Source organism: Mycobacterium sp. 1245499.0, assembly GCF_001673615.1.
Lineage (GTDB): Bacteria > Actinomycetota > Actinomycetes > Mycobacteriales > Mycobacteriaceae > Mycobacterium > Mycobacterium europaeum_A.
Genome location: NZ_LZMG01000191.1, coordinates 1 through 23,012 on the forward strand (window position 1 = coordinate 1; position 23,012 = coordinate 23,012).

24 protein-coding genes are annotated in these 23,012 nt (G+C 67.1%); 12 read left to right on the top strand and 12 right to left on the bottom strand.

Going from position 1 to position 23,012, the window contains the following annotated elements; genetic code table 11:
• From A5646_RS10835 to A5646_RS10850, 4 genes are all read right to left on the bottom strand, one after another.
• The coding region (locus A5646_RS10835; protein ID WP_231998288.1) for an adenylate/guanylate cyclase domain-containing protein at nucleotides 1–256 on the bottom strand (256 nt) is incomplete at its 3' end.
• A gap of 64 nt (nucleotides 257–320) precedes the next feature.
• Nucleotides 321–749, bottom strand: a complete 429-nt coding sequence (locus tag A5646_RS10840; protein WP_067021665.1) for a pyridoxamine 5'-phosphate oxidase family protein — start codon at nucleotides 747–749, stop codon at nucleotides 321–323.
• Between the two features lie 54 nt (nucleotides 750–803).
• Complete coding sequence (locus A5646_RS10845; protein ID WP_067021666.1) at nucleotides 804–1,625, bottom strand: mycofactocin-coupled SDR family oxidoreductase; 822 nt, start codon at nucleotides 1,623–1,625, stop codon at nucleotides 804–806.
• Nucleotides 1,626–1,653: 28 nt separating this feature from the next.
• Nucleotides 1,654–2,826: an acyl-CoA dehydrogenase family protein gene (locus A5646_RS10850; protein ID WP_066867313.1), complete on the bottom strand. Its 1,173-nt coding sequence runs from the start codon at nucleotides 2,824–2,826 to the stop codon at nucleotides 1,654–1,656.
• 129 nt (nucleotides 2,827–2,955) lie between these two features.
• On the opposite strand from A5646_RS10850, the gene fabG reads away from it, so the two are divergent.
• The 6 genes from fabG (at nucleotide 2,956) to A5646_RS10880 (ending at nucleotide 8,457) form a co-directional block, all read left to right on the top strand.
• Nucleotides 2,956–3,690, top strand: a complete 735-nt coding sequence (fabG, locus tag A5646_RS10855; protein WP_066867358.1) for a 3-oxoacyl-ACP reductase FabG — start codon at nucleotides 2,956–2,958, stop codon at nucleotides 3,688–3,690.
• Nucleotides 3,687–4,913 carry an acetyl-CoA C-acetyltransferase gene (locus A5646_RS10860; protein ID WP_067021668.1) on the top strand — a complete coding sequence of 409 codons (1,227 nt, stop codon included), beginning with the start codon at nucleotides 3,687–3,689 and terminating at the stop codon, nucleotides 4,911–4,913. Before fabG ends, A5646_RS10860 begins: the two co-directional genes overlap by 4 nt.
• A complete protein-coding gene (locus A5646_RS10865; RefSeq protein ID WP_067021670.1) occupies nucleotides 4,910–6,109 on the top strand; it encodes a CoA transferase in 1,200 nt (399 codons plus the stop codon). Before A5646_RS10860 ends, A5646_RS10865 begins: the two co-directional genes overlap by 4 nt.
• A 23-nt stretch (nucleotides 6,110–6,132) precedes the next feature.
• On the top strand, nucleotides 6,133–7,326 hold the full coding sequence (locus tag A5646_RS10870; RefSeq protein WP_066879095.1) for an acyl-CoA dehydrogenase family protein: 1,194 nt from the start codon (nucleotides 6,133–6,135) through the stop codon (nucleotides 7,324–7,326).
• Nucleotides 7,327–7,330: 4 nt separating this feature from the next.
• Nucleotides 7,331–8,017 (top strand): GntR family transcriptional regulator, encoded by a 687-nt coding sequence (locus A5646_RS10875; protein ID WP_067021672.1) that lies wholly within the window; start codon nucleotides 7,331–7,333, stop codon nucleotides 8,015–8,017.
• Nucleotides 8,018–8,094: 77 nt separating this feature from the next.
• A complete protein-coding gene (locus tag A5646_RS10880) occupies nucleotides 8,095–8,457 on the top strand; it encodes a hypothetical protein (protein WP_066867303.1) in 363 nt (120 codons plus the stop codon).
• Here A5646_RS10880 and A5646_RS10885 read toward each other — a convergent pair.
• From A5646_RS10885 to A5646_RS10910, 6 genes are all read right to left on the bottom strand, one after another.
• A complete protein-coding gene (locus tag A5646_RS10885) occupies nucleotides 8,454–9,977 on the bottom strand; it encodes a class I adenylate-forming enzyme family protein (protein WP_067021674.1) in 1,524 nt (507 codons plus the stop codon). The two genes, A5646_RS10880 and A5646_RS10885, sit on opposite strands and share 4 nt — an antisense overlap.
• The gene (locus tag A5646_RS10890) at nucleotides 9,970–11,538 is read right to left on the bottom strand and encodes a class I adenylate-forming enzyme family protein (protein WP_067021675.1); all 1,569 of its coding nucleotides are present in this window, start codon (nucleotides 11,536–11,538) and stop codon (nucleotides 9,970–9,972) included. Before A5646_RS10890 ends, A5646_RS10885 begins: the two co-directional genes overlap by 8 nt.
• Nucleotides 11,528–12,997, bottom strand: a complete 1,470-nt coding sequence (locus A5646_RS10895) for a class I adenylate-forming enzyme family protein (protein ID WP_067021677.1) — start codon at nucleotides 12,995–12,997, stop codon at nucleotides 11,528–11,530. Before A5646_RS10895 ends, A5646_RS10890 begins: the two co-directional genes overlap by 11 nt.
• Complete coding sequence (locus tag A5646_RS10900) at nucleotides 12,997–13,791, bottom strand: enoyl-CoA hydratase/isomerase family protein (protein ID WP_066862539.1); 795 nt, start codon at nucleotides 13,789–13,791, stop codon at nucleotides 12,997–12,999. The genes A5646_RS10895 and A5646_RS10900 overlap by 1 nt, the downstream gene beginning before the upstream one ends.
• Nucleotides 13,788–14,600 carry an enoyl-CoA hydratase/isomerase family protein gene (locus A5646_RS10905; RefSeq protein ID WP_066862536.1) on the bottom strand — a complete coding sequence of 271 codons (813 nt, stop codon included), beginning with the start codon at nucleotides 14,598–14,600 and terminating at the stop codon, nucleotides 13,788–13,790. The genes A5646_RS10900 and A5646_RS10905 overlap by 4 nt, the downstream gene beginning before the upstream one ends.
• A 98-nt stretch (nucleotides 14,601–14,698) precedes the next feature.
• Complete coding sequence (locus A5646_RS10910; RefSeq protein ID WP_067021679.1) at nucleotides 14,699–15,520, bottom strand: enoyl-CoA hydratase/isomerase family protein; 822 nt, start codon at nucleotides 15,518–15,520, stop codon at nucleotides 14,699–14,701.
• 271 nt (nucleotides 15,521–15,791) lie between these two features.
• On the opposite strand from A5646_RS10910, the gene A5646_RS10915 reads away from it, so the two are divergent.
• Both A5646_RS10915 and A5646_RS10920 read left to right on the top strand, forming a co-directional pair.
• On the top strand, nucleotides 15,792–16,487 hold the full coding sequence (locus A5646_RS10915; RefSeq protein WP_197505165.1) for a hypothetical protein: 696 nt from the start codon (nucleotides 15,792–15,794) through the stop codon (nucleotides 16,485–16,487).
• The gene (locus A5646_RS10920; RefSeq protein WP_067021681.1) at nucleotides 16,484–17,392 is read left to right on the top strand and encodes an enoyl-CoA hydratase/isomerase family protein; all 909 of its coding nucleotides are present in this window, start codon (nucleotides 16,484–16,486) and stop codon (nucleotides 17,390–17,392) included. Before A5646_RS10915 ends, A5646_RS10920 begins: the two co-directional genes overlap by 4 nt.
• Before the next feature lie 17 nt (nucleotides 17,393–17,409).
• On the opposite strand, the gene A5646_RS10925 is transcribed toward A5646_RS10920, so the two are convergent.
• Nucleotides 17,410–18,222: a TetR/AcrR family transcriptional regulator gene (locus A5646_RS10925; protein ID WP_066866544.1), complete on the bottom strand. Its 813-nt coding sequence runs from the start codon at nucleotides 18,220–18,222 to the stop codon at nucleotides 17,410–17,412.
• 192 nt (nucleotides 18,223–18,414) lie between these two features.
• Between A5646_RS10925 and A5646_RS10930 the strand changes: the two genes are divergently transcribed.
• Both A5646_RS10930 and A5646_RS10935 read left to right on the top strand, forming a co-directional pair.
• Nucleotides 18,415–19,212, top strand: a complete 798-nt coding sequence (locus tag A5646_RS10930; protein WP_066866546.1) for an SDR family NAD(P)-dependent oxidoreductase — start codon at nucleotides 18,415–18,417, stop codon at nucleotides 19,210–19,212.
• A 43-nt stretch (nucleotides 19,213–19,255) separates the two neighbouring features.
• Nucleotides 19,256–20,272 (top strand): dihydrodipicolinate synthase family protein, encoded by a 1,017-nt coding sequence (locus tag A5646_RS10935; RefSeq protein WP_066866548.1) that lies wholly within the window; start codon nucleotides 19,256–19,258, stop codon nucleotides 20,270–20,272.
• A gap of 61 nt (nucleotides 20,273–20,333) precedes the next feature.
• On the opposite strand, the gene A5646_RS10940 is transcribed toward A5646_RS10935, so the two are convergent.
• Entirely contained in the window at nucleotides 20,334–20,573 is a 240-nt protein-coding gene (locus tag A5646_RS10940; RefSeq protein ID WP_066866550.1) for a CsbD family protein, read from the bottom strand.
• 353 nt (nucleotides 20,574–20,926) lie between these two features.
• On the opposite strand from A5646_RS10940, the gene A5646_RS10945 reads away from it, so the two are divergent.
• Complete coding sequence (locus A5646_RS10945; RefSeq protein WP_066866552.1) at nucleotides 20,927–21,772, top strand: enoyl-CoA hydratase; 846 nt, start codon at nucleotides 20,927–20,929, stop codon at nucleotides 21,770–21,772.
• 30 nt (nucleotides 21,773–21,802) lie between these two features.
• Nucleotides 21,803–23,005, top strand: coding sequence for an amidohydrolase family protein (locus A5646_RS10950; RefSeq protein WP_067021732.1), 1,203 nt, complete (start codon nucleotides 21,803–21,805; stop codon nucleotides 23,003–23,005).
• The last annotated feature ends 7 nt before the right edge of the window (nucleotides 23,006–23,012 follow it).

Below are 23,012 nucleotides of genomic sequence, written 5' to 3' on the forward strand. Positions count from 1 at the left end.
AAGCGATGACGAAGCTGTCACCCTCACCCTGCTCGACCGGACGAATTCCGTGATGGGCGCCGACCAACTCGGCGAGGGTCTGGTCCAATTTCGCGATCGCGGCGGACATCAACTGCGGCTGGGTGTCCCACAGTTGCGTCGAACCCTGGACGTCGGCCAGCAGCAACGTCACCGTGCCCGTCGGCAAGGGCTCGTTCATGCCTAGCTCGCTCCAGTCCAACGGCGGCACGTCCGCACGTGGATCGACTTCGCTCATGTTAGCCAGCATGAGCTGAGCGCATGCCGCAAAACATCGGCGGATGCGCGTATATCTTTCGGCTCTACAGGTCGCCGGTGAAGTCGGCGCTGAGCCAGCGGTCCGGGCGGATGGTGAACAGCACCTCCTCGACGCCTTCCATGCTGCGCACGAACGCCCGCCCACCTTCCTCGCCGAGATAACGGATGGCGACCGCCTCGGCCACGTCGAGCGGGGCCGGCTTGGTGGTCTCGACGATCGAGCCCTCGACCACCACGTACTGGTAGGGCGGCTCCTCGCGCTGCGCCACCAGCGTCACCGCCCCCGTCTGCTCGATGAGGCGAGCCTTGCGGCTCGACGCCCCGGTCATGATCCGGATGTTTCCCCCGGGGGTGTAGTCGTACCAGATCGGGACGCTGGCCGGCGGCCGGCCTTCGGTGGCGGCGACGGACAGCACGGCCACATGCTTGTCGGCGAGGAACTCCTGGCGCTCGGATTCGCTGAAGGCTTTCATGCCGAGTGCCAACGCCCGGGCGGTGAAGCTATTCCCGATCCGCCCAGGGGGCGGTCAGTACTGCGTCGAGCCCTGATCCACCGGGATCTGGGCCGCGGTGACCTTGCGCGATTCGTCACTGGCCAGCCAGCACACGGTGTCGGCGATCTCCTCCGGCTCGGCGACCCAGTCGGGCAGGAACGGGGTGAGGACGTGCGACAGCTGCGGGTTGGTCTCCATGGTCTTGCCGACCGCCGTGACCATGTCCCCGGAGCCCATGGGGGTGTTCACAGGTCCCGGGTGCACGCTGTTGACCCGGATCGAATGCTTGCCCAGTTCGGCGGCGAAGGCCCGCGCCAGCCCGGTGACGGCATGCTTGCTGGCGGTGTAGTGGATCATGAACGGCTGCATCTTCATGCCGGCCGCCGAACTGATCAGGATGATCGACCCGCCCCGGCCCCCCTCGATGATCTTGTCCGCGCCGGCCATCACGGTGTTCCAGGTGCCGGTCACGTTGATGTCCATGACGTCGCGGAAGTTCTCCGGGGTGATCTCATCCCACGCCTGCGGGGCGGCGACCCCGGCGTTGGCGACGATGACGTCCAGCCGGCCCAGCTCGGCCACGCCGTCGGCGACGACCTTTCGCAGGCCGTCGAAGTCGCGGGTGTCGGTGACTGAGGCGATGATCCGGCGGTTGGCGGCCTCGACCAGCCGCACCGTCTCACTCAGGTCGTCGGGAGTCGCCGGGTCGTAGGGCACGCAGGACGGGAGCTTGCCGGCGATGTCGACGGCGATGATGTCGGCGCCTTCGGACGCCAGGCGCACCGCATGCGCCCGGCCCTGACCGCGGGCCGCGCCGGTAATGAATGCCACTTTTCCGGCAAGCTTGCCGCTCATAGTTCTCCTCTGTTGGGTCCAGCCACTCTCATCGTTGTGCCGCCTTGACCAGGTTCGATCCGATGATCAACCGCTGGATCTCGCTGGTGCCCTCGTACAGCCGCAACAGGCGCACGTCGCGGTAAATCCGTTCGACGGCGACGCCTCTCATGTAACCGGTGCCGCCGTGGATCTGCACCGCGAGATCGGCGACGTTGCCGGCCATCTCGGTGCAAAAGACCTTGGCGGCCGAGGGCGCGATCCGACGATCCTCGTCGGCGACCCACAGCCGGGCGGCCTCGCGCACCAGGGCACGCCCGGCCATCACGCCGGTCTGCTGATCGGCAAGCATGCCCTGCACCAACTGGAAGTTGCCGATCGGCGTGCCGCCCTGCGTCGCGGTGGCGGCGTAGGACACCGATTCGTCGAGCGCGCGTTGCGCGGCGCCCACCGCGAGGGCGGCGATGTGCACCCGGCCGCGGGCCAACGAGGTCATCGCCGCTCGGTAGCCGTGGTCTTCGCTGCCGCCGACGAGTGCGTCGGGACCGACGCGGACGTCGGTGAAGTTGACGTCGGCGGTCCAGGCTCCTTCCTGGCCCATCTTGGCGTCCTTGGCGCCCACCTCGACGCCCGCGGCGTCCGCCGGCACCAGAAAGACCGCGATCCCCGGTCCCTTCTCGTCGGCCGGCCGGGTCCGCGCGAACACCACGAAAAGGTCGGCGACGGGCGCGTTGGTGATGAAGCGCTTCTGCCCGGAGATCACCCAATCGTCACCGTCGCGAACGGCTTTGGTGCGCAGGCCGGCCGGGTTCGATCCGGCGCCCGGTTCGGTCAGCGCGAAGGAGGCGACGACGTCGCCGGACGCGATCGACTCCAGCCAGCGGGATTTCTGTTCGTCGGTGCCGAAGCCGACCAGGACTTGTCCGGCGATGCCGTTGTTGGTGCCGAACATCGACCGCAGCGCCAGCGACGTGTAGCCCAGCTCCATCGCCAGCTCGACGTCCTGCCTCAGGTTGAGGCCGAGGCCGCCCCACTCCTGGGGGATCGCGTAGCCGAACAATCCCATCTTCTTGGCTTCGTCGCGCAGGTCGTCGGGCACGCGATCGGTGTCGAGGATCTCCTGCTCGCGCGGGACGACCACGCTGCGGACGAATTGCCTTGTCTGAGCGAGGATCTCGCGGAAGTCCTCGTCGGAGACTTCCGCGACTTCGGCGGTGGCCATGGGCTCCACACTCCTCTCCGGATCCGGGGCACCCCGGTTCAGAGCAGGATCCTATATCAAATATGATATTTGCCTCAGACGTGCCCGGTGGAGGCGACGACAGTGAAGGATGGGTGATCGGCAGTGGCGATGTTGACAGGGCAGACCGCGGTAATCACCGGCGGAGCGCAGGGGCTGGGGCTGGCCATAGCGGAGCGCTTCGTCGCCGAGGGCGCGCGAGTGGTGCTCGGCGACGTCAATCTCGAGGAAACCCAGGTCGTGGCCAAGCGATTGGGCGGCGACGACGTGGCGGTGGCGGTTCGGTGCGATGTCACCCAGTCGTCCGACGTGGAAACCCTGATCCAGACCGCGGTCGAGCGCTTCGGCGGCCTGGACATCATGGTCAACAACGCCGGCATCACCCGCGACGCGACGATGCGCAAGATGACCGAGGAGCAGTTCGATCAGGTCATCAACGTGCATCTGAAGGGCACCTGGAACGGCACCAGGCTGGCCGCGGCCGTCATGCGGGAGAACAAGCGCGGCGCCATCATCAACATGTCGTCGGTGTCCGGCAAGGTGGGCATGATCGGCCAGACCAACTACTCGGCGGCCAAGGCCGGCATCGTCGGCATGACCAAGGCCGCCGCCAAAGAGCTGGCCTACCTCGGCGTGCGGGTGAACGCGATCGCCCCCGGCCTGATCCGCTCCGCGATGACAGAGGCTATGCCACAGCGCATTTGGGACTCCAAGGTCGCCGAGGTGCCGTTGGGCCGGGCCGGTGAGCCCAGTGAGGTCGCCAGCGTCGCGCTGTTCCTCGCCTCCGACCTGTCGTCGTACATGACCGGCACCGTCATGGAAATCACCGGCGGCCGCCACCTATGAGTGCGGTGCGCGAGGCCGTCATCTGCGAACCCGTTCGGACCCCGATCGGCCGCTACGGCGGAATGTTCAAGGCGTGCAGCGCCGTCGACCTCGGCGTCACCGCGCTCAAGGGCCTGCTGCAGCGAACCGGGCTGGCGCCCGACGCCGTGCAGGACGTGATCCTCGGCCACTGCTATCCCAACAGCGATGCGCCCGCGATCGGACGCGTGGTGGCGCTGGATTCCGGCCTGCCGGTGACGGTTCCGGGCATGCAGGTCGACCGGCGGTGCGGCTCGGGCCTGCAGGCGGTCATCCAGGCGTGCCTGCAGGTGGGCGCCGGCGACAACGACCTCGTGGTCGCCGGGGGCTGCGAGAGCATGAGCAACGTGGCCTTCTACTCCACGGACATGCGGTGGGGCGGGGCCCGCACCGGTGTGCAGGTGCACGACGGGCTGGCCCGGGGACGCACGACCGCCGGTGGCCGCAATTACCCGGTGCCGGGCGGAATGCTGGAGACGGCCGAGAACCTGCGCCGCCAGTACGGCATTTCGCGCCAGGAGCAAGACGAGCTCGCGGTGCGATCCCACCAGCGTGCCGTCGCCGCGCAGAAAGACGGCATCCTGGCCGAGGAGATCGTGCCGGTCGCGGTCCGCACCCGCAGTGGCGACGAGCTCATCGACACCGACGAGCATCCACGCGCGGACACCTCGGTCGAGTCGTTGGGCAAGCTCAAACCCATTCTGGCGAAAGAGGATCCAGAGTCCTCGGTCACCGCCGGCAACGCCAGCGGGCAGAACGACGCGGCCTCGATGTGCGTGGTCACCACGCCGGAGAAGGCCGAGGAATACGGCCTGAAGCCGTTGGTGCGCCTGGTGTCGTGGGGTGTGGCCGGGGTGGCGCCCCACGTCATGGGCATCGGGCCGGTGCCCGCGACCGAGGTGGCGCTGGCCAAGGCGGGCCTGCGGCTATCCGACATCGACCTCATCGAGCTGAACGAGGCCTTCGCCGCGCAGGCGCTTGCGGTGATGCGGGAATGGAACTTCGGCGCCGCCGATCACGACCGCACCAACGTGCACGGTTCGGGCATCTCGCTGGGACATCCGGTCGGCGCGACGGGCGGGCGGATGCTGGCCACCTTGGCGCGCGAACTCGATCGCCGCGAGGCGCGCTATGGTCTGGAAACCATGTGCATCGGCGGCGGCCAGGGTTTGGCTGCCGTCTTCGAGCGGGTCGCATCGACATGACCGAGCCGGGATTGCCGCTGGACGGTCTCACCGTCGTTGAGGTGTCGAGTTTCGTCGCCGCGCCACTGTGCGGCATGACGCTGAATCAGCTTGGTGCGGAGGTCATTCGAGTCGACCCGATCGGCGGCGCGTCCGACGTCCAGCGGTGGCCGTTGGCGGCGGACGGCACCTCGATCTACTGGACCGGCCTGAACAAGGGGAAGCGGTCGGCCACCATCGACCTGCGGTCTCCCGACGGCCACGAACTGGTCCAGCGGCTGATCGTCGAGGGCGACGGCGTCGTGGTGACCAACGCCGCGGGCTTGTCCTGGCTCAGCCACGGCGTGCTGGCGGCCAAGCGCCCCGACGTGATTCACGTGCAGTTGCTCGGGCGCGGTGACGGTTCCACCGGGGTGGACTACACGGTCAACGCCGGGCTGGGCTATCCGCTCGTTACCGGTCCGGCCGAGCATGGCGGCGCGATCAACCACGTGCTCCCGGCCTGGGACGTGTGCTGCGGACTGTACGCAGCGTTGGCCGTCGTCACCGCGGTCCGCCACCGCGAGCGGTCCGGGGCGGGGGCGCAGATCAGCCTGGCGCTGGAGGACGTCGCTTTGGCCACCGCGGCCAACCTGGGCTTGCTGACCGAGCCGCAAGTCACTGGGACACAACGCGAACGGCTGGGCAACGCCATCTACGGTCAGTACGGGCAGGACTTCACCAGCAGTGACGGGGCCAGGTTCATGGTGGTCGCGCTGACCGGTCGGCACTTCCGTGACCTGCTCGCGGTGACGGGCACCGGCGCCGCGGTGTCGGCGCTCGCCGAGGCGCTCGGCGCCGACTTCGGGTCAGAAGGCGATCGCTACCGCTATCGCGACGTGCTGTCGAGTCTGTTCGCCACGTGGTTCGGCGATCACACCGCCGACGAGATCACCGCCGCGCTGGCCGACACCACGGTGCTCTTCGAGCGGTACCGCACCTTCGCCGAGGTCGCCGCGGGGCCGAAAGTCACCGCCAATCCGCTGTTTTCCCGATTGCACCAGCCCGGTCTCGGCGATTACTTCGCGCCCGGCCTGCCGGCCGCGTTCGACGGCAGCCATCCGCCCAGCGCGCCGGCGCCGGCGCTGGGACAAGACACCGCCGACGTCCTTGCGCGGCTGGGGTTGAGCGCCGCCGACATCGCGCGCCTGACGGACGCCAAGACCATCGCCTGCTGAGCAGCCGGAAGGGAACGCAGCACATGACCAAACTGGCCCAGACCCTCGGGTTGACGGAGTTCCAGACCGAGATCATCGCCACGGTAAGGAAATTCGTCGAGAAGGAGGTCATTCCGCACGCGGTCGAGCTGGAGCGCGCTGACACCTACCCGCAGGCGATCGTCGATCAGATGCGGGAGATGGGCCTGTTCGGTCTGATGATCCCGCAGGAGTATGGCGGGCTGGGGGAGTCGCTGCTGACGTACGCGCTGTGCGTCGAGGAGCTGGCGCGGGGCTGGATGAGCGTGTCCGGCGTGCTCAACACCCACTTCATCGTGGCGTACATGCTGCGCCAGCACGGCACCGACGAACAAAAGCAGCGGTTCCTGCCGCGGATGGCGGTCGGCGAGACCCGCGGCGCCTTCTCGATGTCGGAGCCGGAGCTGGGTTCTGACGTGGCCGCGATTCGCACCCGCGCCCGGCGCAACGACGACGGCACCTACACCATCGACGGCCAAAAAATGTGGCTGACCAACGGCGCCACCTCCACGCTGGTGGCGGTGCTGGTGCGCACCGACGAGGGCTCGGACAAGCCGCACCGCAACCTCACCGCGTTCCTCGTCGAGAAGCCGGTCGGGTTCGGCGAAGTCGTTGCGGGCCTGCATATTCCGGGCAAGATCGAAAAGCTGGGCTACAAGGGTATCGAGACGACCGAGATGATCTTCGACGGCTACCGGGCCGAAGCTGACGACGTCCTCGGCGGCACCACGGGGCAGGGCTTCTTCCAGATGATGGACGGCATCGAGGTCGGCCGCGTCAACGTGTCGGCGCGGGCGTGCGGTGTGGGGATTCGCGCCTTCGAGCTCGCGGTGCGCTACGCCCAACAACGCGAGACCTTCGGCAAGCCGATCGCCGAGCACCAGGGCATCGCGTTCCAATTGGCCGAGATGGCGACCAAGGTCGAAGCGGCCCACCTGATGATGGTCAACGCCGCGCGCCTGAAGGATTCGGGCGAGCGCAACGACGTCGCCGCGGGGATGGCCAAGTATTTGTGCAGCGAATATTGCGCCGAGGTCACCCAGCAGAGTTTCCGGATCCACGGCGGCTACGGATATTCCAAGGAATACGAGATCGAGCGGCTGATGCGCGACGCGCCGTTCCTGCTGATCGGCGAGGGCACCAGCGAGATCCAGAAGAACATCATCAGCAAGCGACTGCTCGCCGAGTATCAGGTATAGACGGATGAGCGTTCCGGATTTCGCTGCGCGGCCTCAACTTTCGGAGGACGTCGCGCGGATCATCCGCGGGCGGATCTTCGACGGCACGTACGCCGCCGGGTCGTACGTCCGGCTGGACCAATTGGCCGCGGAGTTGGGTATCAGCGTCACACCGGTGCGCGAGGCGCTGTTCGCGCTGTGCGCCGAAGGACTGATCAACCAGCAGCCCCGTCGGGGCTTCGCGGTGTTGCCGGTCACCGGACGCGACGTCACCGACGTGGCGAACGTGCAGGCGCATGTCGGGGGCGAACTGGCCGCGCGGGCGGCGAGCAACATCACCGACAGCCAACTGCACGAGCTCAAGGAGATCCAGGCGCAGCTGGAAGACGCCTACGCCGGTGATGACCACGAGCGCACCGTCCGGCTGAACCACGAGTTTCACCGCGCCATCAATGTCGCGGCGGACTCGCCCAAGCTCGCCCAGCTGATGTCGCAGATCACCCGCTACGCCCCCGAGTCTGTGTTTCCCGCCATCGAGGGCTGGCCGGAGCAATCGATGCAGGACCATCGGCGGATCCTGTCCGCGCTGAAGAAACGCGACGACAAGCTCGCCCGCGTGGCGATGTCGGAACACCTTGCGGCCGGCGCGGTTCCGTTGATCGACCATCTGGTGGCCCGCGGGGTGGTCGCCGACGAGAATGGCCTGACCTAGTCGCCGCCATCTCTTGTCGCGCAGCGAGGTTGGGGCATACGCTGCCAGCAGGGTGGGCCACGGACGGAGAAACGAAGATGCCCGCAACGCTTCGCGCATCGGCCCTACTCGTCGCGACCGTGACGGCGATTGCCGTCGCGCCGAGGGTCGTCGCCGACCCGGTGGACCCGATCCCCGGCAATGGTGTCTTCGTCGTCGGCCCCGATATTGCACCGGGGCTGTACCGAACGGCCGGTTCGGCATCGACCTTCGGGGTGTGGATCAACAATGTGCCGACTCAGGACTCGATGTGCGCGTGGTTCACCTACAGCACGCCCGACGCGAACAAGGACCATGTGGTGCAGACGAACATGTCCGTCGGTCCGATGTTTGCGAACATCAACACCACGATCAAGGCGTTCGAGTCGCAGAACTGCCAACCGTGGACGCGGGTGCCCTAGGACCGGTCCGCTTCGGCCAACATCTTGCGCAGCCGGCGGACGTCGACCTTGCCGGTACCGCCGCGCGGCAGGTCGTCGTCGGAGTCCAGCAGTAACCACACCGTTGGAACCTTGAAGGCGCTCAACACCGTTCGTGCGCAGGCGCGCAGCTGCTCGGCGGTCAGTGCGCCCACGACCGCCGCGCCGACCCGTTCACCCGAGCCGCCCGGCACGTTGGTGACGACGGCGTTGTCGACGCCGTCGATCCTGCGCAGCGCCCGTTCGACCTCGCTGGGGTAGACGGTCGCGCCGCTGACTTTGAACATGTCGTCGGATCGCCCGTGATAGAAGAGGAATCCGTCTTCGTCGAGGTGCCCGAGGTCGCCGGTGGGGTAGAAGCCGTCGGCGGTGAACAGGTCCTCCCGGGTGCGCCCGCAGATGCCGCGCAGCGTGTGCGGTCCGCGGATGTGAATCATTCCGGTGACGCCGGCCGCCACCGGCGCGCCGCTGTCGGTGTCGACGATGCGAACCTCGATGCCCTCGAACGGCTTTCCGCAGCTACCCCAAGCGGACGCGGGCATGTCCGTGTCGGCGGGATAACCGCAGTACGGCCCGAAGGCCTCGGTCATGCCGAACAGCGTCGCGCGCGCCCCGGGCTGGGCGCGTTGCCCGGGCGGCAGCAGGGCCTGCAGGCTTCCCGCCTGTAAGGCCGAGAGGTCGGCACCGGCCTTTGCGGCGTGCCGTGCCAACGTCTCGGCCTGGTCCGGCCAGCCCCGAAACAGCGTGACCCGTTCGTCTTCCAACAATCGCAGGGTGGTTTCCGGCCGCGGTATCTCCTCGGTCACCAGGGTGGCGCCGGCCAACAGCGCGGACAGTATTCCGCTGCCGAAACCGCCCACCCAGAAGAAGGGCATCGGCAGATACAGGCGGGTCTCGGCGGTGATGCAGCGCGCCGCAAGGCCGGCCTGCACGGCGCCCAGCGCATTGCCGTGCGAGTGGATGACGCCCTTGGGCGCCCCGCTGCTGCCGGAGGTGAACATGATGACCAGCGGGTCGGCCGGGGCGACCGTTGCCGTCATGGCATCCACGATGTTGCGGGCACCCGCACTCGCGGACGCGCCATCGACTTGGTCGGCCGACCAAACCTGGTGCAACGCCGGCAATTCGGATCGCCCCGCCGTCGGAAGGTCATCGAGGTAGCGGTGGCCGCGGAACTCCTCGACGCTGATCAAGAATTGCACGGAGGCCGCCCGCAGCTGGGCGGCGAGCTCTCCGGCCGTCAGCAGGGTGCTCAGCGGGACCAGGACCGCGCCGACGCGGGTAAGCGCGACGGCGACCCGTACCCACCGGGTGCTATTGGGCATGATGAGCCCCACCCGGGTGCCCTTGGCCATGCCGGCCTCGACGAACGTCGCGGCCAAATCGCGGGTGGCCAGGTCGAGTTCGCGGTAGGTCAGCCGGGAGGTGGGGTCGATGACCATCGGCTTGTCGCCATCGCGGTCGGCCCGAAGCCGCACCAGCCGGTCAATGGTGCTAGACACCGAACAGCTCCCTGAGACGTCGCATGTCGACCTTGCCGCTGGACAGCACCGGAACGTCGTCGCCGCGGAGGGCGACGAACCGCTTGGGAATCTTGTAGGCGGACAGTTCCGTTTCGAGCAGCGAAACCAGGGCGGCTTCGTCGAACCCCGCTGGACCGTCGGCCCGGACGACCACCGCGGCGACGACCTGCCCGCGCCGGGCGTCGGGCAGGCCGAACACGTAAGCCGGCGCTCCGCCGGTGACCCTGCCAATGGCCTTCTCCACTTCGGCCGCCGAGACATTGGCGCCCGCCGTTTTGATCATCGCGCCGAGCCGGCCGGCAAAATAGACGAATCCGTCCGCGTCGACGCGCACCAGGTCGCCGGTGTGGAACCAGCCGTCGGGATCGAAACATTCTTCGCGGCTGCGCTTGTGGTAGCCCTGCATCAGGTGCGGCCCGCGCAGGCACAGCTCGCCGACTTCGCCCGCGACGACATCGGCCGTGGTGTCGGGATCGACGACCTTGATCTCAAAGCCGGGTGCCGGCCTGCCGAATGAGCCGCGCCGGTGCTCGGGCTGGTCGGATTCGTCATCGCCGATCAGCACGACGCTGCCGGCCTCGGTCATGCCCAGCATGTTGTGCCGCAACTGCGGGTCGGCCGGGCGGGCGTCGGGAGCCATGATCGGGTACAGATTGCCCCGCCGCATCGACGACAGGTCGCGGTGCGGGAAGCTCGGGTGTTCCGCGAGGTGGGCGATCCCGGCCGCGAATCCATTGGTCATGGTGGGCTTTTCGGCTTCCAGCAGGTCGAGCGTCTCCCCGGCATCGGTGGCGTTAGAACACACCAAGGTGGACCCGGCCACCAGCGTGGCAAGGAGGCCGAAGGCGAGTCCACCGATCCAGAAGAACGGCGAATTGCAGAACAGTTTGTCGTCGACCGTCAAACCACGGATCAGGTTGAGATTCCGTTGGTGCGCCAGCAGGGCGCCGTGGGTGTGCACGACCCCCTTCGGGGCGCTGGTGGAGCCCGAGGTGTACACGATCGTCAGCGCGTCGCACTGCGCGACGTCGTCCTCCAGCGCCGTCAGCAGCGCGGGGTCGACGGAATCGGCTAACCCGCACACCTTCTGGTGGGTGACCGCGACGCGACGCAGCTGCGGTGCTGCGGCACAGAACAATCGGGAATCGAGATCGGCGCCCGACAGAAGCTCGGAGAGTCGTTGCACGTAGTCATGCGAGCGAAAGCGCGCCGCGGTCAACAAGATTTCCACATCGCTGTCGACGAGCTGCTCGCGCAGCTCGCGTGCGGTGACGAAGGTGGAGAACGGGATCACCACCGCACCGATGCGCGCCGCTGCCAGCATCCCGACGACGAACTCGGCTCCGTTCGGATAGAGCAGCCCCACATGGGTGCCCTTGCCGGCGCCCAGCGCGATCAGGCCGCGGGCCAGCTCCGCCGACCGGCGCTCGGCCTCGGCGTAGCTGATGCGGTCACCGTCACACACCAGCAGGGGGTGATCGCCGCGCCGGCCGACCTGATGCCGCAGCACCTGGGCGACCGTCGAAGGCTCAACGGGCATGGTCGCGCTGCGCTGCGGCCTCGCCGAAGACGCCCCGGATGGCGCCGAGATCGGCCTTGCCCGACGGTGTTCGGGGGATGCTGTCGACGATCGCGATTTCGGTCGGAATCTCGTAGCGCGCCAAACGCTCTCGCAGATACTCGACCAGGGCTTCGGCGTCGGCCGATGCCCCCTCGCGCAGCTCTACCACGGCGACCGGCGTCTCGCCCAGCCGCTCGTCGGGGCGGGCGATCACGGCCGCGCCGGCCACCGCGGGGTGGCTCTCCAGCGCGGCGCGGACGTCGTCGGGCATCACCTTGAAACCACCGCGGATGATCGCCTGGTCGGCACGGCCGACGATCCACAAGAACCCGTCGGCGTCGATGCGCGCCAGATCGGTGGTCCGCATCCACGGTGCGGTCGGCCCCAGCTGGCCCGGTTTGACCTCCAGCAGGCCGACCTCGTCCGGGCCCAGCGGTGTTCCGTCCTCGGTGACCACCCGCAGCCGGGCACCGGGGTTGGCCCGGCCGACGCTGCCCCGTTTGGTCTTCCAGTACCGCTGATGGTCGGGCAGGGTCCAGCCCGCCACCCCGCCACCGAATTCGGTTGCCGCATAAGAGGTCAACACCGGAACGCCATACTTCTCGGTGAAGGCATCGGCGTCCTCGGCCGACAACGGGGCCGTGCCGCAGGTAACGGCCCGCAGACTCGCCAGGTCGGCACGCGGGATATCGGAGTGCAAGACCGTGCGCAGCGCCGCCGGCACCAGGGACGCCGCGCGGGGCCGGTGCTTGCGCACCGCCTCGGCCCAGGCGTTCAGCTCGAATCGTTCCAGCAGCACGAACGGCCGCGCCTCGGCGATGCATTGCAGCACCCGGAACACCCCGCCGATGTGCACCAGCGGCGAGTTCACGATCGCGACGCCGCGGCGCAGCTCTGCGGGCGAGACCGCATGTTCGGGATCCGGACCGATCACGCTGCGCGCCAGCATGTCGTAGCCCAGGTCGATACGCTTGGGCGGCCCGGTAGTGCCGCTGGTCAGCATGCGCACGGCGGTGCCGGACCGCCGGCCGGGGCGGTCGACGCGCGGCGCGGTGACGTCGGCGTCGTCCAACCCGCCCGAAATCGCGACCGTCGGCGTGCCCGCGGGCACCAGGGCCCTCAGATCGTTTGCCTCGCCGACGATCACGGGAAGCCGCAGGCCCGCGATGTCGGCCCTGGTGCGTTCGTCACCTCGGGCAGGGTTGATGACCACGACCGTTCCGCCGCCCAGCAGCACGCCCAGAAAGGCGGCCACGTGCCCCGGGCGGTTGCGCAACAGCATCCCGACTTCGGCCCCGCCGGTAATCGCGGCGATACGCCGCGCCAGCGCCCCGACTCGTGCCCAGGAGATCCATTGGCCGCCATACTCGATGGCGCGCGAGTCCGGTTGCAGGTCGAGCACGTCGGCGATGCGTTGGGCCAGCGGGTGAGGCGACATCAGCGAATCTTCGGGGTGCGGGCCGCGCTCGGCGCCCCGGAATCGTTTCCAGCGGCCAGCTCCGCGGTGCCCAACGGGTTTCCCAGCCGGGTATAGATCAGGTTCTGCTCCATCGCCGCGCGGTACGGCTTGTCCAGCGATTCCCAGATCGCCTTCACCGTGCCGGCTGTCGCGGTCGGCGGCTTGGCGGCGATGGTCGCCGCGATCTGGTGGGCGCGGTCCCAAAGCTGGTCGGCGGCGACGACCTCGGAGACCAGCCCGATCCGCAGCGCGGTCTCGGCGCCGACCCGTTCGTCGTTGCCCATCAATGCTATTCGCAACGTTTCACCCAGGCCGATGCGGCGCATCAGGCCGATCGGCTCCAAAGCGCACACCAGGCCCGCCGACACGTGAGAGTCGAAGAAGGTGGCGTTCTCGGAGCAGATCACCACGTCGGATTCGTTGACGAAGTAGAACGCGCCCGCGGTGCATATGCCCTGGACCGCACATACCACGGGCTTCCACATCTTCTGCCACTTGGGACTCAGCGCTTCGCCGGGATCCTCGTGGTTCCAGATGTTTTCGGGCTGACCGTATGGCGTCTTGATGTCCAGCCCGGCGCTGAACGCCCGGTCGCCGGCGGCGCGCAACACGACCGCATGCACCGAATCGTCGAGTTTGACGGTGCGCCACGCGCGGGCCATCTCCTCGCACATGGTGCGGTTGAACGCGTTGAGCTGTTCGGGGCGATTCAGTGTGATGGTGGCGACGTGGTCGCGCGTGTCGACCTCGAACAGAATGGTTTCGAACGTCATCGGCACTGCCAATTCGGCTTGCGCTTCTCGACGAAGGCCCGGGGTCCTTCGGCCGCGTCCTCGGTGCGCAGCACCCGCTCGCGGAAGGTCTCGGCGAGTATCTCCGCCTCGTGCAGGGGCACGTTGAGTCCCTTGAGAATCGCGAGCCGGGTGCCCCGGACGGCCAGCGGTGCATTGGAATTGACGATGTCGGCGATCTCGTGGGCGCGCTCCAGCAGGCGGTCATGTTCCACGATCTCGCTGATCAACCCAAGCTCGTAGGCGCGTTGCGCGCTCATCCGCTCGTGCTTGCCCATCAGGGCCATTCGCAGCGCGATCGAGCGAGGCAACACCCGAGACACCCGCACCAATTCCCGGCCGGCCACCAACCCGATGCTGACGTGCGGATCGAAGAAGGTGGCCTGCTCGGACGCGATGACGATGTCGGTCGTGGTGACCCAATCCATGCCGGCGCCACAGCAGATCCCGTTCACGGCGGTGAGCACCGGCTTGGCCATGGTGCGAAACGGCGGGGTGCCCTCCTGCGGCGCCTCCCACTGGTCGTATGTCGACAGGTAGGGCCGCTCGTAGATCACCTTGCCGTCTTCGGGAATCTCCTTGACGTCAGCACCGGTGCAGAACGCGCGGCCGGTGCCGGTGACGATGGTCAACCAGACAGCGTCGTCGTTTTCGGCCTCGTCGTAGGCGGCCCGCAGCTCGGTGATCATGTGCGGGCTGAGCGCATTGAGGGCGTCCGGGCGGTTCAGGGTGATCGTCGCGGTGTGCCCATCGACTTCGTATTTGATGGTGTCGAACGAATCAGTGGGCATGGGTCATCCCTTCGTGTTGTTTTGCACGTCGAGCGTGGGGCATATGGACGAATTCGAGGCAGTTCCCGTGCGTACGGCCCACACTCGACGCCCCCGAACTAGCGTCCACGAAAATCCGGATCCCGTCGCTGCCGGAAGGCCTCCAGGCCCTCCTTGAAATCGCTTGTTCGGCAAGATAATTCCAGGTTGAACAACTCCTGGGTCAGCGACTGGCTCAGCGTTGCCTGCTGGCCGAAATTGATAGCCTGTTTGGCCAGTCCGAGCGCGGCCGTCGGCCCGGCGGCCAGTCGGCCCACCAACTCTTCGGCGGCGCGGTCGAGCTCGGGGCCGCTGACGGCTTGGTGAATCAATCCCCAGTCGGCCGCATCCGGCGCGCCCACCTTCTCGCCCAGCAGCAGCATTCGCCGGGCCCGCGCCAGGCCGATCAGCCGCGGCAGCAGCCAGGTGGAGCCCGAATCCGGGCTGAACCCCCGGTCGATGAAGGGCTCCCAGAACACGGCATCGTCGGCGGCCACGGTGAAGTCGGCGGCCAGCGCGAGGTTGCAGCCGAATCCCACCGCCCAGCCCCGCACGCTGCACACCACCGGCAGCTGGATGGACGCGACGAGCTCGATCACGCGGTGAGCGGCGTGGGGAATCCGCCGCACCAGATCACCGGTGCGGGGACGCGGGGCGCCGGGGTCGTTGGCGGCGACCCAGTCGGCGCCGGCGCAGAAGTCACCGCCGGCTCCCCGGATGTGCACGGCCCGCAGCGAATCGTCGGAAGCGGCATCGGTCAGGGCTTCGACTAAAGCCCCGATCATCAACTGCGTCAACGAGTTACGCCGCGATGGGCGATCGAGCGTCACCAGTAACACCGCACCCTCGCGGTGCACTGTCACCGAACCCTCGGCACCGGCCGTGTCGGCCCCCTGACTCACCGTCGAATCCGGCCTTTCTCCGCCGATACGGTTACCCATACAGTAGGCAATACGATTGATACGCTGTATAAGTTAGCAAGGATACGCTGCCTGCGAAACAACCCGGGGTGAAAGAGGGAACCATGGCCGCGCCGGCGACGATGCGGCGGGGCACGCCCCCACAAGTGGGAGGTACCCCCGCCCGCTTGCGGGGGACGCCGCGATGAGGAGGAGTGGCGCGATGACCGCGCCGGCGACGATGCAGAGCACAGCGATGAGGAGGAGTGGCGCGATGACTTTGTCGGAGGGGCATGCCGCGCGCGCGTCGACGGGCAACGGCGACGCCAGATTCGGCGAGGCGCCGCTTGCCCAGACCGTGGCCGCCGCTGCCGCCATGCGGCGCCTGAGTTCGCTGCTGGTGTCCCTCGAGCACCCACACCCCGCGGTGGACGCCATGCTGGAGAAATTCGCCGAGTGGGAAGGCGAGCTGGTCGCCGCGGCGCCCGCGGACAACGCACCGCGCATCGGCGAATTGCCCGACGATCCGCGCCGCGTCTACCTCAACCACGCGACCGACATCGGTGCATACAACCCGTGCTTTCCGGAGTACCGGTTCGACGGACTCGACGCCGAGAACGCTACGGGCACTGTCGAATTCCCCCTGGTGTACGAAGGGCCGCCGGGCCTGGTGCACGGCGGCTTCCTGGGCGTCTTCTTCGACTGCGTCATCCAGCACCACAATTGCGTCACCGGCCTGTCCGGCAAGACACGATCCCTGGTCGTAACCTTCCGCCGGCCGACCCCGGTGTTGACCGAGCTGCGCTTCGACATAGCCCGCACGGAGGGTGAACGCGGCATCACGTCGACCGGGCGGCTGTCGCTTCACGACGAAGTCCTCTGTACCGGCGAGGTCAACACGTTGGCGTCACGGCCGGAAAAGCTTGCCGGATCGCGGTTCGGCAGGCGCCGAAAGGAGTCCGATACATGACCGCCTCGAGCACCTCTGACGATCGCGTGCTCTTCGACATCGATCCCGATCGGCGCATCGCGACCATCACGCTGAACAATCCCCAACAACGCAACTCCTATGACGCGGCGATGCGTGAGGCCGTCGCCCGATGCCTTGATCAGGTGGCCGAGGACGACGACCTGACGGTGGTGCTACTGCGCGGGGCAGAGGGGGTGTTCTCCACCGGTGCGGACATGAACAACGCCTACGGATGGTACGGCTCGTCCGCGCCACCGGACCAGGCGGCCGGTGCCGACCGGCCCGCCAAACGTCGCCCCAGTCAGCGGCGACGACTTACGGTGGACCGCAAGTCTTTTGGCTTCTACCACAATTTCATGGGATTCCCGAAGGTGACGGTGGGGGAGATCGCCGGTTACGCGCTCGGCGGCGGTTTCGAGATGGCGTTGATGACCGACATCTCGGTCATCGCGCGTGACACCAAGATCGGCATGCCCGCGACCCGGTTCCTGGGCCCCGCCCTCGGCAGCCTGCACATGTTCTTTCACCGGCTCGGGCCGGTGCTGGCCCGGCGCCTGCTGTTGACCGGCGACATCATCGAGGCGGGCGAGATCGAGCACCTGGGAATCTTCACCGACACCTGCGCACCCGGTGCGGTGACGGCCCGCGCGCGCTACTGGGCCGAGAAGGCGGCGAAGATGCCCGCCGACGGGGTCGTCATCGCCAAGGAGGCATTCCGGCTGGTCGAGCAGAGCCAGGCGTATCAGGGCGAAGAGGTCGCCAGCTATCTGTTCCACGCGTTCGGCACCAACCTGCAATTCGGGCCGGGCGAATTCAACTTCGTCAAGACCCGCGCGCAGCACGGCGCCAGGGAGGCGTTCCGGTTACGCGACGAGCACTTCCACGTCCCGGAACCCGAGGGCTGACAAGCCCTTTCGGGGCGCTAGCGAGCCGCTGTCGCCTTGGTCCGGCCCCGGGCCGGCGCCGACTTGGCCGGCTTGCGCTGCCGCGACGGCGCCGCCTTGCCGCCCTTGGATCCGTTGCTCTCGTCGATCAGCCGGCTGGCGTGATCGAGGATGCAGGTGAGTCCGTATTCGAAATTCGTTTCGTCGGGGGCGCCGATGCGGTGGCCTATCCCGGTCACCTGAGCGAGCAGCGGCGTCTTCTCCGGGTCAATCGCAACCGCGTCCTCGATGGCCCGGGGACCGACGTCCGAGGACTGGTTCTTTTCGTAGAGCCGTTGCAGCACCACTGAACCGCGCACGTGCACCGAAATCGCCGAATAGGTGTCGAAGGCATCCTCCGGCGACAGCCCGGCCTGCACCAGATTGGCGACCGCCTTTTCCATCTCCTGAGCGCCCATCCGCGCCGCCTTCGGCGAAAGCGCGGCTCGAATCAAAATCAGGTCGCACAGAATTGGGTTGCCCATGAACGTCTTACGCATCAAGCGCGCGTGGTTGGCCAAGGTCTCACGCCAGTCGCTGGCCTCGACATAGGGCGTGGCGAACACGTACTTGCTCAGCGCGCGGTCGGTCATCGCGTTGAGCAGGTCGTCCTTCTTGCGGAAGTACCAGTAGATGCTCGTCACACCCACGCCGAGATGTTTGCCGAGCAGCGGCATGCTCAGGTTGTCGATCGACACCTGCTCCGCGAGTTCGAATGCGCCGCTGATGATGTCGTCGGGATTGATGGACCCGCGTTCGCGTCGTTGACGCTTATCGGCGGTTGCCTGTTTTGCCACTACGGGCACCTCCATCAAAATCCGTTCCGGGTATGCGGTCTGGCAGCCGTGCTGCCGGTACGATTGAATTTACCGGCACTTCTTTTTTGACCTGCGTATACGCCTTCGTGTCACATTATCCCTCTGCTACTGTAATACCTATCGTAGGCTTTTTGGTAAAGCGGCTGGACAGGCGAAAATGACCAGACTGGGGCTACGGATTACGCAATGGATCTAGGGCTGGCGAATGCCACGGCGGTGGTAGTCGGCGGTAGCCGCGGCATGGGATTGGCAACGGCGCGCTGCTTCGCCGACGAAGGCACCCGGGTCGCGGTGATAGGCCGCAGCCGCGACGCCCTGGACGCCGCGGTGACCGATCTCACGCAGCGCGGTAGCCCGGACGCGATCGGATTGACGGCGGACATCGGGGACGACGGTGCGGTGAGCGAGGTGTTCGGCGAGCTCGCCCGGCGATGGGACGGCGAACTCAACGCGCTGGTTATCACGGTGGGACCGGGCGCGGCCGGCACGTTCGAGCAGCTGACCGACGACCAGTGGCGGCAATCCGTCGAAGACGGCGTGCTGGGAATGGTGCGCTGCGTCCGCGCGGCGCTTCCGCTGTTGCGCAAGGCGCAATGGGCCCGGATCGTGAACTTCTCCGCACACTCGACGCAGCGGCAAAGCGTCATGCTGCCCGCCTACACGGCGGCGAAGTCGATGCTGACCAGCGTGTCGAAAAACCTGTCTCTGCTGCTGGCCAAGGACGAGATCATGGTCAACGTGGTGTCGCCGGGCAGCATCGCATCGGAATCGCTGATCGGCTGGGCGAATTCGGTGGGGGTCGACGGCAATGACCCTTACGCCCTGATGGACGCCATCGGCAAGCATTTCGGTCATCCGGCGCACATGCCGCGTGCGGGCTTGCCGGAGGAAATCGGCCCGGTCGCCGCGTTCCTCGCCTCGCGGCGCAACTCCTACATGACCGGCGCCAACATCAACGTCGACGGCGGTTCGGACTTCACCTGACGACGGGTCGAAGAAATCGATTGGCAGACAAAAGGAGTCGATTGTGGCTACGGCAGCGGAGGCGCGGGCGTGGGCGTCGGGCGCATTGCGGGGGATCGGTGACTCCCTTTACACGCCGTTCTGCGGCACCGACGGCGATGACATCGACTGGGAGGCCTATCGGACGCTGGTGCGCTATTGCGTCGGTGATCTGGGGCATCCGATGTTGTGGTGTACCAGCGGGATCGCGGAGTTCTGGTCGCTGACCATCGAGGAACGCAAACGCCTGCTGGAGGTGGCCGTCGAGGAAGCGCGCGGCATCAATCCCGACGTGGTGGTGCAGGCGTGCACGGCGGCGATGTCGGCGAAGGACTGCCTGGACCTGACGCTGCACGCGCAGGAGGCGGGGGCCGACATCGCCTACATCCAAACGCCGATGATGGAGGCGCACGGGGGTGACGGCGTGCTGCGCTTTTTCAAATACGTGGCGGCGCGGACGGATATCGCCCTGGGCATGTTCAACTCGCCGTCCTCGGGTTACGTCTTGACGCCCGCCGAGAGCGCCCGGATCTACGACGAAGTTCCCGCGGTGTGCGCGACCAAGGAAGGCGCCTTCCGGCCGGCGAGCAGCCGGATGCTGCATGAGCTGGCGCCCGGCCTCGCGGTGTGGGAATGCGACAAGACCGTCTACCGGGCCGGCTGGCTGCGCGACGGGATCGTCTGTCCGGCGCAATTGGGTACCGCCGGCTACCTTTTCGAGACGCCCACCCGGCGACTGTTCTCCGAATACTGGGATCTCATCCAGAGCGACAAACTCGTCGAGGCCATGGACTACGGCCGTGAGTCGGGCTTGGACCAGTTCGACCTCGACGTCGGATCCTGGTGGACCTGTTACCCCGGCCGCGCGGATTACTTCACCCACTGGGGCGGCGCATTCAAGTACGCCGCATCGCTGCTGGGCCTGCCCATCGGCGCGTATCCGCACTCCCGCCCCCCGCAGGCCGAGCTGCCCGCCGAGGCGAAAGCCCAGATCGAAAACGCCTACCAGCGGTTGGGCCTGCTGGAAACCGCGTTGCGGTAGCAGGGTTTACGCAGCGAAGCGGGCCCGGTCAGTGACCGGGCCCGCTCGACTAGCTGACCGTTTACTGCTGCTCGGCCCGCTCGCGCTCCTCGTAGGCCTTGGCCTTGCCGCGGGCTTTCTCGGCGGCGGCTTCCTTCTTGCCGGCGTTGCGCTGCGCTTCCGCCTTGTCCTGCTGAGCCTTGCCCTCTTCGGCCAGGCTGTCATTGCCGATGATGATCCCGATGACCTGCTTGGTCTTCCCGAGGGCATCCTCGACGATGCCACGGACGAGTTCGATCGGACCACTCTTGACGTCAACCATTGCGTCTACCTCCCTTGTCGACTGGCTGGCTTGTTCCGGGATTCCCGATCGCGCGGCCGACGCAAACGTGGCAGCAACGTGTCCCACACCACAACATTTAAGTCTTGCCACGTCGGCGGCCGGTTGCCGCCGAAAATTCATTTCCGGCACCCGATTCGGCGGTTACGACCGCGTCAAAATCGTCGCCCGCCCGGCCGTCGACCCGCGGGCGCCCGAGTCGGCGTCGCGGTGCGTGAAACCGCTGTTTAGTCGGGGTTTCGCCGCCGGATCGCGGCAGTTGTGGAATGCAGTACCGATAGGTATACAGTATGGGTACAAACTCGCCAGTCGATCAGCTATGAGGGGACGGTCTGATGAGCGCCGCCGACCGCGTGGTCACCGATGCGGCGGTGCTGTATGAGACCACTGAAACCGGTGTGGCGGTTCTGACGTTCAATCGCCCGGATCGGCTCAACGCCTGGGGCCCCGACATCGCCGCCGGGTTTTATGCGGCGATCGATCGCGCCGAACAGGATCCGGCCGTCCGGGTCATCGTGTTGACCGGCCGGGGCCGGGGGTTTTGCGCGGGCGCGTATTTGGGCGCGCCAAGTTCGGCACCCGGCTATGGCGAGACGATGGAGAAGGCCGGTCAGACGAATCTGGCCGAGTTGGTCGGGGAGCGCCCGCCGCACTTTGTGACGACGTTGCGCAAGCCCGTCATCGCGGCCGTCAACGGGGCGTGTGTCGGCATCGGGTTGACCCAGGCGCTGATGTGCGATGTCCGGTTCGCGGCCGCCGGCGCGAAGTTCGGCGCGGTGTTCGCGCGTCGGGGTCTGATCGCGGAGTTCGGCATCTCTTGGATACTGCCGCGGCTGACCAGCTGGGGCGTCGCCCTCGATCTGTTGCTGAGCGGGCGGACGTTTCTCGCCGAGGAGGCGGCCGAGTTGGGTCTGGTCAAAGAGGTTGTCGCGCCGGACGATTTGATGAAGCGCGCGCTGGAATACGCCGAGGACATCGCCGCGAATTGCTCCCCGGCGTCGATGGCGGTGATCAAGAGGCAGGTATACGGCGACGCGACCCGCGACGTCGAGCAGGCCAATTCGCTCGCCGAAGTTTTGTTGCACGAGGCGATGCCGCGCCCCGATGTCATCGAGGGCATCACCAGTTTTCTCGAGAAGCGGCCGCCGCAATTCCCGTCGCTCGATTCGACCGACGCTTAGTGTTCGCCGGTAATGGCGGAAAGGATGATCATGGCTGAGTTGGGTTACCAGGCGATCGACGTCGACAATCACTACTACGAGCCGCTGGACTCGTTCACCCGCCATCTGGACAAGAAGTTCAGGGGGCGGGGCGTCCAGATGGTCAACGAGGGCAAGCGGACCTGGGCCGTGATCGGCGGCCGCATCAACCATTTCATCCCCAACCCCACCTTCGACCCGATCATCGTGCCGGGTTGCCTCGACCTGCTCTTCCGCGGCGAGATCCCCGACGGGGTCGATCCGGCCTCGCTGATGAAGGTCGAGCGGCTGGCGGAACACCCCGAGTATCAGAACCGCGACGCCCGGATCGCGGTGATGGACACCCAGGACATCGAGACGGTGTTCATGCTGCCGACGTTCGGATGCGGAGTCGAGGAGGCGCTCAAGCACGACATCGAGGCGACGATGGCGTCGGTGCACGCGTTCAATCTGTGGCTCGACGAGGACTGGGGCTTCGACCGTCCCGATCACCGAATCATTGCCGCACCGATCATCTCGCTGGCCGACCCGGACAAGGCCATCGAAGAGGTGGAGTTCGTGCTCGCGCGCGGCGCCAAGCTGGTGCTGGTGCGCCCGGCGCCGGTGCCCGGCTTGGTCAAGCCGCGGTCGCTGGGCGATCGCAGCCACGACCCGGTCTGGGCGCGGCTGGCCGAGGCAGGGGTGCCGGTCGGATTCCACCTGTCCGACAGCGGCTATCTGCACATCGCGGCGGCCTGGGGCGGCAAAGCGACGTTCGAGGGCTTCGGCGCCAAGGATCCGCTGGATCAGGTGCTGCTCGACGACCGCGCCATTCACGACACGATGGCGTCGATGATCGTGCACGGCGTGTTCACCCGTCACCCGAAACTCAAGGCGGTCAGCATCGAGAACGGCTCGTACTTCGTGCACCGGCTGATCAAGCGATTGAAGAAGGCGGCCAACACCCAACCCCAGTACTTCCCCGAGGACCCGGTGGAGCAGTTGCGCAACAACGTCTGGATCGCGCCCTACTACGAGGACGATCTGGCCGACCTCGCCGGCGCCATCGGCGTCGACAAGATCCTGTTCGGTTCCGACTGGCCGCACGGGGAAGGCCTCGAATCGCCGGTGTCGTTCGCCGAGGAGCTAAAGGGCTTCAGCGAGTCCGACGTTCGAAAGATCATGCGGGACAATGCGTTAGACTTGCTCGGCGTCCAAGTCGGCTCGGCCGCTTGACCTCCCT